This is a genomic window from Allostigmatella hybrida, from assembly GCF_020103775.1.
In the GTDB taxonomy this organism is placed as follows: Bacteria; Myxococcota; Myxococcia; order Myxococcales; family Myxococcaceae; genus Hyalangium; species Hyalangium aurantiaca.
On sequence record NZ_JAHXBH010000023.1, the window covers coordinates 125,256 to 138,578 of the forward strand.

Consider the following 13,323-nt stretch of genomic DNA (forward strand, 5'->3'; position numbering starts at 1 on the left):
CCTTGGTACTCGCGGCCAGCCTCGGCCCACCGCGCCCCCTGTCAACCCGCCCGGCCCCTCGCCGCGAGCGCCCGCCGCAGGCCGCCCACGGTCATTGCCTCCACCCCGCGCAGGGGGTGCTCATCATCCAACCCGTCCAACGCCCTCAGCGCGTTCTGCCGCGCCCGCTCCGCGTCCTCCCGGCGCTCCAGCCGCGTGTAAAGCGTGACCAGCGTAGCGTGGCCGAGCGCCAGTTGCGGCTCCAGGTATAGCGCCTTTCGCACACAGTCCACTGCGCCGTTCAGATCTCCCCGCGTCTCGGCCACCATGGCCAGGAGCAGGTAGGCCTCCGGGACCATCTTGCGCGCCGCGTCCCGCGCCAGCGCCTCGGCCCGCTCGTACTGGCCCTCCCGGGCGGCGGCGATGGCCTGACGCATCGCGTCATCCTCGGCCGACTCCTCCCGGGGTGGCGGCGGCGCGGGCGGCACCACCTTCAGCGCGTTCTGGAAAAGGGGCAGGCGCGTCCAGGGGGCCGGCGGGGTGATGCGCGCCACCCGGGGCTCCAGCCTCCAGCGGGCCAGGGCCTGGGCGGCGGGCGGCTCCTTCGGCGGCTCCAGGGGGACCACCGGGCGGCGCAGCACGGGGGTGCCCTCCACATCGAGCATCTCCAGGCCCAGCCCGTTGGCCAGCGGCACCTCCGCGGGCGACAGGAACAGCAGCCCTCCGGGGGCCAGCGCCCCCACGAGCTTGGCGAGCACCTGGCGCACCAGCTCCGGTGGAAAGTAGATGAGCACGTTGCGGCAGAAGACCGCGTCCTGGTTGGACACGGGCGCCAGGTCCGAAACAAGGTTGTGCCGGCGGAACTCCACCGGCTGCCGCGCCTGGGTGCACACGGACATCCCGCCGGCATGGGCCGTCAGGAAGCGCTTCTCCATGGTGGGCTCGACGCGCCGCACGGACCAGGGGCTGTAGGTGCCCACGCGGGCACGGCTCAGGGAGCGGGCCGAGATGTCGGTGGCCAGCACGTGGATGTTTTCCACGGGGACGTTGGCCGCCAGCAGTGCCATGGTGATGCTGTAGGGCTCTTCGCCCGTGGCGCAGCCAGCGCTCCAGATGTGCACGGGGCCACCGCGCGCGGCGGCCACCCGGGTCAGCTCGCGCAGGTGCTCGGGGTGGCGGAAGAAGTACGTCTCGCCGATCACCGCGTATTCGATGAAGGTCTCCACCGCCAGGGGCTCGCGCGCCAGCAGCGCCTTGAGGAACACCGGGGTGGTGAGCTTGCGCGCCTCCGCGGCCCGCACGAGCGCGGTGCCCAGCGAGCGGCGCACGCTGGAGGTGAGGGTCAGGCCACTGGCCTCCCGCAGGACATCCTCGACCCGGCTGAGCGTGGCCTCGTCGAGCACGTCCGCCCGGACGACTTCGTTCACGTCCCCTCCGGAGTGACCAGCAGGCCCGTGGTCCGCAGCAGCGGCAACAGCCCTCCCTCGGGAAGCCGGCACAAACCGCCCATCAGCCCCGTCGTGTCCCACGGCGAGCGGTGCTCGCCGGCCGCATCGCCTTCCACCAGGGCGGGCGTGTCGACGATGTCGCGCACCCGGTCCACCAGCAGCGCCACGGTGCGCACCCCCGAGCAGACCACCAGGTGCGCATCCATCTCCGGCTCCCGGCGGACGCCCAGCAGCACGGCCAGGTCCACCACGATGGCGGAGGTTCCCCGGTAGACGAACGCGCCGGCCACATGGGCAGGCGCCCCGGGCAGCGGCTGAATCTCCACCAGCCGGACCACTTCCTGGACCACCTCGGTGGGCAAGAGCGCCTGCGCGCCGGCCACCTCCAGCGTGAGGTAGAGCCCCGGCAGCCGCAGCTCCCCGTCGAGGTGGGTCAGCTCGTGCCGCAACTGCTGCAGCTCGCCCTCCAGCAGGGACAGCCGTTGCTGGACGGAGGCACGGCGTGCTTGGGCTTCGGCGGGGGTTGTGGGGGTTTCGGCCATCGAGCAGCCCTGGCCCGGTGGAGACGATCCGGGAGGTCCGGAACGTAATCCGGTCCCAGCAGGACCGTCAATGCGGGCGGTGTAGTCTTCCTGCTTCCTTGGCTGCTCCCAGACGGCCCAAACGTCCAGGAGGAGGCGGCCAGGCTCCATCGCGGTGGGCCCGGGGTTGTGGTTTGATGGGATCCACGATGCGCGGTGGGACGCAAGAGGATGAAGAGGCCTATGCCGTGTGCAGGTGGGGAGAGTGAATGATCAAGAGTGATTCGCCGGCCGTCGGGACTCCAGAAGCGCTTGGGGTGGACCCGCTCATTGGCCGCACGCTCAACGGTCGCTTCCGCATCACCGAGCCACTGGGCATTGGAGGGATGGGCAAGGTCTACCGGGCCATCCAGACGCCCCTGGACCGGGTGGTGGCGCTCAAGGTCCTCAACCCCAACTTCCCCAGCAGCAAGGATCCCGGCTTCCAGCAGCGGTTCCTGCGCGAGGCCTCCCTCACCTCGAAGCTGCGCCACCCCAACACCGTCACGGTCATCGACTACGGGCAGACCGAAGACAACATCTACTTCATCGCCATGGAGTACATGGAGGGGCGCACCCTGGCCCAAGTGCTCTCCCAGACGGGGCCCCTGCCCTGGAGCCGGGTGATTTCCATTGGCCAGCAGGTGTGCCGCTCGCTGCGCGAGGCGCACGGCATGGGCGTCGTCCACCGGGACCTCAAGCCCGCCAACATCATGCTGCTCAACGAGTCGGATCAGGATCTGGTGAAGGTTCTGGACTTCGGCCTCGTCAAGTCCATCGCGCCCGTCACCGACGGCGCGCTGAGCCCGGAAATCACCCAGAGCGGCACGTTCCTGGGCTCCCCGCAGTACATGGCGCCCGAGCAGGCGCGCAACGTGACGGATGCCCGCAGTGACGTCTACTCGCTGGGCGTCATGCTCTACCAGATGCTGATGGGGCGCCCGCCGTTCATCGCGCGCGACCACCTGGAGCTCATCTTCTCCCACTGCAAGGAGGCGCCGCCGCCGTTCAACTCGCTGCGGCCCTACATCCCGGTCCCCGCGGAAATCGAAGCGGTGGTGATGCGGTGCCTGGAAAAGGACCCGGCGCGCCGCTACCAGACGATGGATGAGCTGCTGGAGGCGATGCGCACGGCCAACATGTCCGCGGGCGGCCACAGCGGCATCTTCAAGCGGCCGGGCGGTGCGTCGACCACGGGCCCCTACCCCTCGCCGGCCTTCGTGCACCCGCCCGCGCCGGACTCCGGCTCCTCCACGCTGGCGCTGGACATCAGCGTCGACCTTTCCGAGCCCGTGCGCCTCCGCAGCCCGCGCCGGATGTTGCTGCTGGGCCTGGGCATCGGGGCCGCCATCGTGGCGGGGGGGGCCGCGGCCTTCTTCTTCCTCCGCCCCTCGCCCTCCTCCGAGGTGACGCCCCCGCCCGCCGAGACGGTCCAGGTGAAGGCCGAGGCCCCGGTGGCCCCCGCGCAGCCGGCGCCCGCCGGGAACCCGCCTGAGGTGACCCAGAAGGTCCGCCTGCGGCTGATGACCGAGCCGTCCGGGGCGCGCGTCTATTACAAGGGGAAGGAGCGCGGCACGACGCCCTTCGTGCTGGAAATCCCCCCCGGCCCGGACGGCACCGTCACGGCCGAGCTCACCTTCGCGCTGGAGGGGTACCAGACCGAGACCGTCATCACCGGCGGCTCGGGAGACGTGGTGCTCTCCCAGAAGCTCCAGCGGCGCCGGGGAGGCGCCTCGGGCGGCTCGCGCGTGGAGTTCGCCCATGGCGGCTCCCAGAAGCAGGCCACCGCGATGCCCGCCTCGCTCGCCCCGGCGGAGCCCATGGCGCCTGTGGCCGAGGCCTCCGCGAAGACGGCCCCGGAGGCAGGTGGCCTGGCCGGACAGACGCTGCCCGCGAACGTGCTGGCCGCCATGAAGACCTCTCAGGCCACCCTGCCCTACGACAGCGAGCAGATGAGCCGTCCCGAGCAGCTCCAGGGCAAGGACCTCTCCTACTCCCGCGAGGCCCTCGCGGCGAAAGTCGAAGGCGTGATGCTGGTGAAGTGCACCATCACCCGCCAGGGCCGGGTGGAGAACTGCCGGGTGCTCAAGACGCTGCCCCACATGGAGGCCACGGTCCTGGAGACCCTGAGGTCGCGCGTCTACAGGCCCATCCTCTACCGGGGGCAGCCCGTGGCGGTGGACTACGTGTTCAACATGCGGCTGACCCTGCCCCGGCGCTGAGCCGGTTCACCTCGGGCCGGAGCCCGCGGGAACGCCCCAGTCCACCACCGGCCACCCCCTGCGGAGCGCCTCCCGGCGCAGCCGCTGGTCGGGGTGCACGGCCACGGGCCTTCCCACCACCTCCATCACGGGCAGGTCCGAGTAGGAGTCCGTGTAGAACGCGCACGCGGACAGGGACGCGCCCACCTCCCGCGCGTAGTCCTCCGCACAGGTGCGCTTGCCCTCCCCGAAGCAGACGGTGCCCAGGGGCTTGCCGGTGTGCAGGCCCTCGGCGTTCACCTCGAAGCGGTTGCAGAGGATCGCATCCAGGCGCAAGTCCCGCGCGACGAGCTCGGAGAGGTAGCCCGTGGAGGAGGTCAGCAACACCAGCCGGTCCCCGGCCTGGCGGTGCTCTTCCAGCACGCGAAGCGCCCCGGGGCGGTAGAGCGGGCGGAGCTGCTCCTCGTAGAAGGCGTTGGTGCGCTCCAGGATGGGCGCCACGGCGGTGCCCGCCAGGTGGCCGATGGCCGCCAGCAGCGCGTCCTGCACGGACACGAAGCCCAGGTGGTAGCGGGTCATCCACACGCTGGCCACCAGGGCCTGCCACCGGGAGATGTGGCCCAGGGCCAGCTCGTGGCGGATCCACAAGGCGGCGGAGTTCACCGCGAGCAGCGTCTTGTCGAGATCGAAGAACGCGACACTCATGTGTCCTCCTCTCCAGGGACGCCCCACCGGCGGCGGGGTTTCGCCCACCATGCGGCCAGCAGCAGGCCGCCCAGCCAGCCCCCGGGAGCAGCCCCGCAGCCCGTCCCGGCACTCTGGGCGGACAGGTGCTTGCTCGTCACGGTGGGCTCACCACAGGGGGCGGGGGGAAGTCCGCGCGGGTACGTCCGGCAGAAGCCTGCCCCGGTGCCCGCGTCGATGATGCGCTTGTGCGTCTCGCCCGCGGGAGCCGTTGCCTCCATGGTGGACAGCGCCGAGTACACGTGGTCCAGCCCCACCACGTGGCCGATCTCGTGGGTCATCGTGTTCTGGATGTCCGCGATGACGCACCCGGAGGAGAACTCGCCCATGCAGGGCGGGCCACTCACGGTGGTGAAGAGAAACCCCGGCATGCCCTCGCCCTGCGCCGCGTTGAACTCGATGTCCGCATCGAGCGCATAGCCGGTCTTGAAGCTGAAGGTGGTGGTGGTCAGCGCGATGGTGGCGAAGCCGTGTTCCCAGCACCCGTAGGCGTTGCCGCAGCTGTCGTCCTCCAGGCAGGCATCGTTCTCGGGGACGACCTCGTAGCAGGCCTTCTGCCGGAAGGTGACGACGTTCTGGTTCTGGTCCGGATGCGCCAGGTCGTACCCCACGGTGGGGTTCGCGACATCGGGCCCCCGCGTGAACACGTAATCCGTGCACCCGGCGGCCAGGGCCCGCCAGGAGTCAAAGGAGGCTTCGAGGGCGGCGAGCTCGGTGGCCCCCGGCGTCCAGGGGTTGCCCGATGAATCCAGGTGGTACACGTACTCCCGGATGGGCCACGCGAGGCACAGGGGCTCGCCGGGGACCACGGTGCGCTTGTAGTCGAACTGGGCGCGCGCGGCGGGCGCGGCGGCCAGAACGCCCAGCACAAGCCACAAGCCCCGTCTCACGCGCGCAAGTCCTTCCGGCGGCGAACCCGGCGCATCAGGGCCCACCCTGCGAGCGCGGGAAGCCACGCCCCAGCGCCCGCGCTGGCACAGCCCCCGGCCCCGTCGGCCGCCTTGCGGCCCAGCGTAGGGTCCGTGGTGAGGTGGACGCAGTTCTGGCTGACGCCTCCCTTGGGGTACGCCTCGCACACGAAGGAGCGGGAGCCCGCATCGATGGTGCGCTTGGACGTCTCCCCCGGAGGCGCCCGCGGGTTCATGGTCGAGTTGAGCGCATCCGTGTGGTCCAGCCCCACCAGGTGGCCAATCTCGTGCGTCATGGTGTTCTGGATGTCGGTGGCCACACAGCCTTGCGTCACGTTCGGCGCGCACCTTGGGCCATCGGCCGTGGTGAAGGTGAAGGCGGCCGAGTTCAACTCGATGTCCGAGTCGTAGATGATGCCGGTGTTCTCGTCGTACGTCGTCAAGGTGACGGCGATGGTCTCGTTGCCGTTGCTCCAGCAGTCATAGACGTTGCCGCAGCTGTCGTCCTCCCAGCAGTCGTCATCGGCAGGCACCACGCTGCCCACCGTGCACTGGCGCGCGCGGAAGAGCACGACGTTGAGATTGTCCTCCCGGAGCACGTAGCCGACGTTGCGCTCCTGCACCCGCGGCCCCTCCTCGAAGGCGATGTTGCCGCACGAGGAGAAGACGTCCTGCCAGCTCTGGAACGAGCGGCGGACCGCGTCGAACTCGGAGCCCGCGGGCAGCGTCTCCGGGTTGCCCAGGGTGCTCTGGTGCCAGGTGATGCGGGGCACCGACCAGAACAGGCACTGGGTCGACCGGTCTCCGGCCTCGACCCGGCTGCGCACGTAGGGGTCCAGGCTCTGCCCCAGCGACAGGCTCAGCAGCAGCGCGGCGATCTTCACGGGCGGGACTCCTTGCCAGCCCCTTCTGGCTTGGGCTGCTGCAGGGCGGCGCGGATGGCGGCCTTCAGCTCCTCGAGCCCCATCGTCCGGGGCGCGGAGGCCGAGGGCTGGTGCGTCTTCGGGTCCAGCAGGCGCACATCCTTGGCCGCGGGCACGGCGAGCGCGGACCGGGAGTCCTCGGCCCGGAGCACCTCGTACTTGCCCTGGGACAGCCCCACCAGCCCAAAGGCCCGGGGGCCCCGGCGCTCCAGGAAGACAACGACCTCCTCGCCCTGCGTGAACGAGGCCATACCGCTCACCACCTGCCCGATGTCACCCACGCGCCCACCCGGCTGAATGAGGAGCACGGTGCTGCCCGGCTGCCCCTTGAGGGCGTCGGAGACTTCAATCTCGACGTCCGTGAGGATGCGGCGGTGGTCCCGGCTCCACCGGCTCTCCACCCGGCGGACCGTCCCATGAATGACGGCATCGGAAGCGTGCGACAGGGCAGAGAGCTCCAACTGGAGCATCGTGGACGCGGACGCAGGCATCCCGAGCAACCAGGCAACGGCCAGCAGGGCTCGGAACGCGAAAGGCAATTTCATGGATGCACCTCGGTACCCTTCAGTCTAACTCATGAATCCGGGTTGTGCGCGGCCCATGAGGGAGCCGCGTTGACCACCCTGCGTCCCCTTGCTATCCCGCGCCTGCTCCCTATGGCCTCCCCCCTTCGCGTCCGCTTCGCTCCCTCGCCAACCGGCTACCTCCACATCGGTGGTGCCCGGACCGCGCTCTTCAACTACCTCTACGCACGCCGCTTCGGTGGCACCTTCATCCTGCGCATCGAGGACACGGACCTGGAGCGCTCCACGCCCGAGTCGCTGAAGGCCATCCTGGACGGCCTCAAGTGGCTCGACATCGGCTGGGACGAGGGCCCCGAGAAGGAAGGCCCCCACGCGCCCTACTTCCAGACGCAGCGCCTGGACACCTACCGCGACCACGCGGATCAGCTCATCGCCGCGGGCAAGGCCTACCGCTGCTACTGCACCCAGGAGGAGATCCGCGAGCGGCGCGCACAGGCCGAGAAGGAAGGCCGCGCCTACAAATATGAGGGCACCTGCCGGGACCGCAAGGAGGCCCCCGAGGGCCGCGCTTCCGTCGTGCGCTTCAAGATGCCCTCGGCCGAGGGCTCCGTGTCCTTCGACGACCTGGTGCTGGGGAAGATCACCAAGGAGTACTCGGACCTGGATGACTGGGTCATGCTGCGCGGGGACGGCATCCCCCTCTACAACTACGGCTGCGTCATCGATGACCACCTGATGGACATCACCGTGGTGTCGCGCGGGCAGGAGCACGTCAACTCCACCTTCCCGCAGCTGATGCTCTACCAGGCGCTGGGCTGGGAACCGCCCCGCTTCGCCCACCTGCCGCTCATCCTGGGCCCGGACCGCGAGAAGCTCTCCAAGCGCAAGCACAAGGAGGCCGACGTGATGTTGCACAAGGCCAACGGCATCCTGCCGGAGGCCCTGCTCAACTTCGTCATCCGCCTGGGCTGGAGCCACGGCAACGAGGAGGTCATCTCGCGCCCGCAGATGACCGAGTGGTTCGACTTCAAGGACGTGGGCTCCACCTCCGGCGTGTGGAACCCGGACAAGCTGCTGTGGCTCAACCAGCACTACCTGAAGACGCTGCCGCCCTCGGACATCGCCGCCCGGCTGGCGCCCTTCCTCGCCCAGCAGGGCCAGACGCTCGCCGCCGACGACGTGCGGCTGGAGCAGTTCGTGCTGGCCTTCCGCGAGCGCGCCAAGACGCTGGTGGAGATGGCCACCATGGCCCTGCCCTACCTCAAGCAGGGCGTGACGCTGGACGAGAAGGCCGCCGCCAAACACCTAACAGGCGACTCGCTGGCGCTCCTGCGCCAGGTCCGGGAGGAGGCTGCCTCCCTGTCCGGCTGGGAGGTGGCCGCCCTGGACGCGGTCATCAAGACCGTGAGCGAGCGGGCCGGCGTGGGCATGGGCAAGGTGGCCCAGCCCGTCCGCGTGGCGGTGACGGGCAACACCACGAGCCCCGGCATCGGCGAGACGCTCCAGTTGCTGGGGAAGGACGAGGCGCTGCGGCGGCTGGATGCCGCACTGGCCCGGAGCCCGCAATAATCCATGTGAGGGCCCCCGAAACGCGGTGGACGCCGCGGGAGGGGGGCACTAGGGTGACCCCCGATGACACGAGCGCTTGACAGGCTGACCCGGTGTTTTTATAAGGCGCGCCCACTTTGGGTCGCAGCCGTGGCCCTGAGCGTGACGGTGGCGGAGGCGGAGGTCGTCAACGGAGCCCAGCTCCCTGACGGCGCTCGGAGGGTGGGCGAGAACCGGTACCGGGCTCCTGGAGACTTCGAGGAGACCCTGAAGTACTACCGGACGGTTTATCCCGCGGGGACGTTCTCGCGGAAATCGATCGTCAACCAGCCGGGCGTGAAGGCGGTTCACATCGTCAACCCCTCGGGGAAGAATTTCGAGGGGCTGAACATTTATGAGGCGAACGAGGAAGTTCGCATCTATATCGTGCCGGCGCAGCCCTCGGCGAAGCAGCCCGCCAAGAAGGCGCCGGAAACGAAGCCGGGAAAGAAAACTCGGTAGTTCACGAGGCCCGGCAAGTTGTGGTAGTGAGGGCCTCGCAGGACGCAGCAGGCAGCACGGCAGTTTTTGGGGAATCGTCTAACGGCAGGACAGCAGACTCTGACTCTGCTTATCTAGGTTCGAATCCTAGTTCCCCAGCTTGAAAACTTCGGTTGACGTCAGGTGGCCGAAGCGGTAGTTGAAGGCGCAGAAACAGCAGCAACGACGGCCCTGTCGTCTAGTGGTTAGGACGGTGCCCTCTCACGGCACAAACTCGGGTTCGAATCCCGGCAGGGTCACTGAGACGCCCGCTCTCCTCACGGAGGGCGGGCGTTTCGCTTTTTCGGGCTCCGCGCCGGCAGCGGCCGGAGCCCCTCCTCCCCCCGGAAGGGCTCAGCGGCCTGGAATGCTCTGGTGAAAGGCGCCCAGGGCGGTGGCGAGCCGGTCCTGCGCACGCTGGATGCAGCGGCGCAGCAGCACCATGCGCAGCCGGTCCGGCAGGCCCTGCGTCGTGGAGGAAGCGCCGAAGCCCACCAGGTCCAACCGCAGGCTGATGGCCTCCAGCAGGTCGGCGAGATCCGCCTGGGGACTGGAGAGCAGCAGCAGGTCTGGCGTGCGGGACTGGAGGTGCTCGGCCAGCACCCGCCACTGGGGCTCGCCCGTCTCCAGGATGACGACGTCGGCGCTCTCTAGGGCCGCGGGCGTGGGCGGAAAGCTCGCCACCTCGAACCCTTCGGCGCGCAGCAACTCCACGGCCTCGGTGCTGCCCACCACGGCCACGTGCCCGCTCATGGCGCCGTTCTGCACGGCCTGCTCGTAGTTGCGCAGCTCGTCCTCCAGCGCCTGGTGCGCCGGCTCCGGAGCATCCTTCCCGGCGAGGATGAGCGCCGAGGCCTGCCGGGCCACGTGACGGGCCTGCTCCCGGCCGCGGATGCGCTCGGTGCGGCGCTCCAGCGCGGCGCGCACCTTGGCGCGCAGCACCCGGAGATCATCGAAGGGCTTGAGAATGTAGTCGCTGGCCCCCGCGGCGAAGGCGGCGATGACGGACTCCGAGCTGGCGTAGCCGGTGATCATCATCGCCTCGAGGGACGGCTGCAGCTGCCGGGCCGCGGCGATGAGCTCGATGCCGCTCATCTGGGGCAGGTTCTTGTCCGTCACCAGCACATCGAAGCGCTGAGCCTTCAGCAGGGGCAGCGCTTCCTCAGCACTGGTGGCTTGGGTGATCAGCAGGTCCGGCTCGCGCGACAGCAGCCGGGTGCAGATGTCCAGCACCACGAGCTCGTCGTCCACCAGCAAAACGGTCGAAGCGAGCGTCCCGCCGCCACCTTGCTCCTCCTCCTCCTCGATTTCGAACGGCAAATCCATGCGGGCCCAGGATCTCACAGCTTGCGAGCAACTTCGAGCGGCGAGGCGAGACGTCCTATTCTGGGGGGGTGAGTTTCGCCGACGCCCTGGTGGAAAACCGCATCCCCCCCCGGCTCGGGGACGTCCACCTGCGCTATGACGAGGGGCGCCTGGTGGGAGAATCCCGACCCACCTCTTGGATGCGGCGCCTGCTGCCCGAGCTGTGCCTGCTGGGGGCGGCCCTGTGTGGCCTGGGCAGCGTGGGCACCCTGCTGAGCGCCCCCTCCCACCTGACCCCCCCGGTGGCCTGGGGGCTCCTGGCCGCCGCCCTCGTGGGGCTGGGGCTCCGGCTCGAAGGCCGGCTGGCCCGGCGCCGCTTCGCCCTGCACTTCCGCACGGAGACACTCCGGGTGGAGCACCTGACGTGGGCCCCCGGGGCGACACGTACCCACGTTGTCCCCTTCGATGACGTCACCTCGGTGGAGGTGGTGCCCCGGGGCCCTGGCCTCCGGGCCATCGTCGTGGAATGGCGCGAGGCGCCCGATCAACCCCCGCGGCAGGCCGTGCTGGTGGAGCACATCCTCCCCGCGGAGGAGGAGACGCTCCGCCGCGTCTGGCGGATGCTCCGCAATGCCTTTGGGCTCAAGGCATCGGCGCCCGGAGGACCGTGATGTTGATCTCCGTGCCCTCGCCCGGCACGGAGGTGAGCTGGAGCTTGCCGCCGTACTGCGTGACCAGCTCCTTGCAGATGGACAGCCCCAGCCCGGTGCCAATGCCCACGGGCTTGGTGGTGAAGAGCGGCTGGAAGACCTTCTCCTGGAGCTCCAGCGGAATGCCGCACCCGTTGTCCGCAACGGTGATGGTGACCCAGCGGTCCTGCTGCGCCCACCGCACGTCGATGCGGCCGGTGCGCTGGACGCCCTCCATGGCCTGCGCGGCGTTCACGATGAGGTTGAGCAGCACCTGGCAGAGCTTCACCGGGCCGAACAGCACGCGCATCGCGTCGCCACTGCTGGTGAGCCGGGCCCGGTCCCGCACCTCCGCGCGCGCGAGCTTCACCGCGAAGGAGACCACCTCGGACACCTCCGCCGCCTGCTCCGTCTCATCGCCCCGCGCCTGGGCCTTCAGCCCGTTGGCCACCTGCCGCAGGTGCTCGGTGCCCGTGGCAAGGTCCCCAATGAGCGCGGGCAAGTCCTTCACCGTCTCCGCCACGGCCGGATGCGGGTCCTCCTCCAGGTGCTTGTTCACGTAGGCGATGATGGACTCCATGTCCCGGCGCAGGGAGACCACGTTCTGCGAGAGGTAGCCCACCGGCCCCATCAGCTCGTGGGCGATGCCGGCCGTCACCTGCCCCAGCGTGGCCAGGCGCTCGGCCTTCATCATCCGGCCTTCCACCTGGCGGATCTTCAGCTCCAGCCGGGCGATCTTCAGGGCATCCTCGAGCGCGGCGAGCATCTCCGCCCGGTCCCACGGCTTGACGAAGTAGCGCGTCACCTGCCCGCGGTTGACGGCGTCCACCACGGCCTGGAGATCCGCATAGGCCGTGACGAGCATGCGCTTGGCATCCGGGGCCAGCGTGCGCGCCCGCTCCAGCAGCTCCACGCCACTCATGCCCGGCATCCGCTGGTCGGAGATGACGACACCGATGTCGCCGCGCCGCTGCTCCAGCACGGTCAGCGCTTCATTGGGCGACGAGCAACGCAGGATGCGGAAGCGCTGCCCGAAGTTGGCGTCGAACACCCGGAGGTTCAGGGCGTCGTCATCACAGTAGAGCACCGCGGGAAGATCAGAGGGGGTCATGGCGTGCAGCCCGGCCTGTCCTTCCATGGAAGCCGGACCGGGTCCTCACAGAATAACCCCACCGCCCTTCCGTGCATCGCCCCTCCTGGCCCTTCATGCGTGAAGCACCGGAAGGAGGCCCACCTGGGCTCCTGACGCACCGCGTCCTAGCCCGACGAGGAAGGCTCCTCGACCGGGGCCGCACGCGGGGTGTGATCCAACAAGGAGAACTCCACCACCTCCAGCGAAGCGAACGGCTTCCGGGGAAGCGCGCTGAGCAGGGTGAGGAGGGTGGCAGGGGCGCCGTTCTCCCGGGCGACATGAACCAGTTGCTCCGCCGAGAGCGGAAACACCGCGCCTTCCAGGGCCTTCCGGAGCGAAGCGGGGGGAGAGGACTCCACCGGGGCAGGGGCATCGGCTCCACGTCCCTCGGCAGTTGAACGGGCTCGCGTCATGTCGTCGTTCATTGGTCCTAAGTTAAGCAGCGAACAGGAGCCGTGCGGGAACTTTTTGCTGCCCGGAGAGCGGCCAAGGCAGCAAGCGTCGGCTCCATGCGCCCCTGGCCACTTTCATTCCCCCACCCCACCTTCGTTGGGCGGACACCCCACAGGAGGCATGGGATGGCGAAGAAGGACAAGGGCTACGCAGAGGACATCAAGCACCCCCAAGCGACCCGGCCGGAGCCTTGGCCTGGCATTCAGGGCCGCTCGAAGGAGCACGAGGAGGACCTTCCCACGGAGACGCCGCGCGAGGCACAGGCGGATGTCACCGAGGCCCAGCGCAAGCTGGAGAAGGACATGGAAGACACCTAGGAGTCTGTTGGGGTAACCGAGAGAACCTACTCGACGGGTAGGCGAAGACATGATGGGGTTGCCTACCCATGAG

At 69.4% G+C, this 13,323-nt stretch carries 14 protein-coding genes and 2 tRNA genes; 7 read left to right on the forward strand and 9 right to left on the reverse strand.

Going from position 1 to position 13,323, the window contains the following annotated elements; all coding sequences use genetic code 11:
- Positions 1–41: 41 nt before the first annotated feature.
- Together KY661_RS27690 and KY661_RS27695 are read right to left on the reverse strand one after the other, a co-directional pair.
- The gene (locus tag KY661_RS27690; RefSeq protein WP_225413071.1) at positions 42–1,406 is read right to left on the reverse strand and encodes a CheR family methyltransferase; all 1,365 of its coding nucleotides are present in this window, start codon (positions 1,404–1,406) and stop codon (positions 42–44) included.
- Positions 1,403–1,969: a chemotaxis protein CheW gene (locus tag KY661_RS27695; RefSeq protein WP_075008104.1), complete on the reverse strand. Its 567-nt coding sequence runs from the start codon at positions 1,967–1,969 to the stop codon at positions 1,403–1,405. The genes KY661_RS27690 and KY661_RS27695 overlap by 4 nt, the downstream gene beginning before the upstream one ends.
- A gap of 248 nt (positions 1,970–2,217) precedes the next feature.
- On the opposite strand from KY661_RS27695, the gene KY661_RS27700 reads away from it, so the two are divergent.
- Positions 2,218–4,209 carry a TonB family protein gene (locus KY661_RS27700; protein ID WP_225413072.1) on the forward strand — a complete coding sequence of 664 codons (1,992 nt, stop codon included), beginning with the start codon at positions 2,218–2,220 and terminating at the stop codon, positions 4,207–4,209.
- Between the two features lie 6 nt (positions 4,210–4,215).
- Here KY661_RS27700 and KY661_RS27705 read toward each other — a convergent pair whose 3' ends face one another.
- The 4 genes from KY661_RS27705 to KY661_RS27720 are packed head-to-tail and all read right to left on the reverse strand — an operon-like array spanning position 4,216 to position 7,308.
- Entirely contained in the window at positions 4,216–4,893 is a 678-nt protein-coding gene (locus tag KY661_RS27705; RefSeq protein WP_075008102.1) for an HAD family hydrolase, read from the reverse strand.
- Positions 4,890–5,822: a myxosortase-dependent metalloprotease, MXAN_2677/MXAN_2678 family gene (locus KY661_RS27710; RefSeq protein ID WP_225413073.1), complete on the reverse strand. Its 933-nt coding sequence runs from the start codon at positions 5,820–5,822 to the stop codon at positions 4,890–4,892. Before KY661_RS27710 ends, KY661_RS27705 begins: the two co-directional genes overlap by 4 nt.
- Positions 5,819–6,724: a myxosortase-dependent metalloprotease, MXAN_2677/MXAN_2678 family gene (locus KY661_RS27715; RefSeq protein ID WP_225413074.1), complete on the reverse strand. Its 906-nt coding sequence runs from the start codon at positions 6,722–6,724 to the stop codon at positions 5,819–5,821. Before KY661_RS27715 ends, KY661_RS27710 begins: the two co-directional genes overlap by 4 nt.
- Positions 6,721–7,308, reverse strand: a complete 588-nt coding sequence (locus KY661_RS27720) for a hypothetical protein (protein ID WP_225413075.1) — start codon at positions 7,306–7,308, stop codon at positions 6,721–6,723. Before KY661_RS27720 ends, KY661_RS27715 begins: the two co-directional genes overlap by 4 nt.
- Positions 7,309–7,419: 111 nt before the next feature.
- Between KY661_RS27720 and gltX the strand changes: the two genes are divergently transcribed.
- The 4 genes from gltX (at position 7,420) to KY661_RS27740 (ending at position 9,614) form a co-directional block, all read left to right on the forward strand.
- The gene (gene gltX, locus KY661_RS27725) at positions 7,420–8,856 is read left to right on the forward strand and encodes a glutamate--tRNA ligase (protein ID WP_225413076.1); all 1,437 of its coding nucleotides are present in this window, start codon (positions 7,420–7,422) and stop codon (positions 8,854–8,856) included.
- Positions 8,857–8,919: 63 nt separating this feature from the next.
- Entirely contained in the window at positions 8,920–9,336 is a 417-nt protein-coding gene (locus tag KY661_RS27730; protein ID WP_225413077.1) for a hypothetical protein, read from the forward strand.
- A 67-nt stretch (positions 9,337–9,403) separates the two neighbouring features.
- A tRNA-Gln gene (locus tag KY661_RS27735) sits at positions 9,404–9,474 on the forward strand.
- 68 nt (positions 9,475–9,542) lie between these two features.
- Positions 9,543–9,614: transfer RNA gene (locus KY661_RS27740), tRNA-Glu, on the forward strand.
- A 94-nt stretch (positions 9,615–9,708) separates the two neighbouring features.
- Here the strand turns inward: KY661_RS27740 and KY661_RS27745 are convergent.
- Positions 9,709–10,680, reverse strand: coding sequence for a response regulator (locus tag KY661_RS27745; RefSeq protein WP_225413078.1), 972 nt, complete (start codon positions 10,678–10,680; stop codon positions 9,709–9,711).
- Positions 10,681–10,748: 68 nt separating this feature from the next.
- Here KY661_RS27745 and KY661_RS27750 point away from each other — a divergent pair, with 68 nt between their 5' ends.
- Positions 10,749–11,330, forward strand: a complete 582-nt coding sequence (locus KY661_RS27750; RefSeq protein WP_225413079.1) for a hypothetical protein — start codon at positions 10,749–10,751, stop codon at positions 11,328–11,330.
- Here KY661_RS27750 and KY661_RS27755 read toward each other — a convergent pair.
- The gene (locus KY661_RS27755; protein ID WP_075008094.1) at positions 11,302–12,459 is read right to left on the reverse strand and encodes a sensor histidine kinase; all 1,158 of its coding nucleotides are present in this window, start codon (positions 12,457–12,459) and stop codon (positions 11,302–11,304) included. The two genes, KY661_RS27750 and KY661_RS27755, sit on opposite strands and share 29 nt — an antisense overlap.
- Positions 12,460–12,605: 146 nt before the next feature.
- Entirely contained in the window at positions 12,606–12,893 is a 288-nt protein-coding gene (locus KY661_RS27760) for a DUF2795 domain-containing protein (RefSeq protein ID WP_225413080.1), read from the reverse strand.
- 165 nt (positions 12,894–13,058) lie between these two features.
- Between KY661_RS27760 and KY661_RS27765 the strand changes: the two genes are divergently transcribed.
- Positions 13,059–13,250 carry a hypothetical protein gene (locus KY661_RS27765; RefSeq protein ID WP_225413081.1) on the forward strand — a complete coding sequence of 64 codons (192 nt, stop codon included), beginning with the start codon at positions 13,059–13,061 and terminating at the stop codon, positions 13,248–13,250.
- Positions 13,251–13,323: the final 73 nt, after the last annotated feature.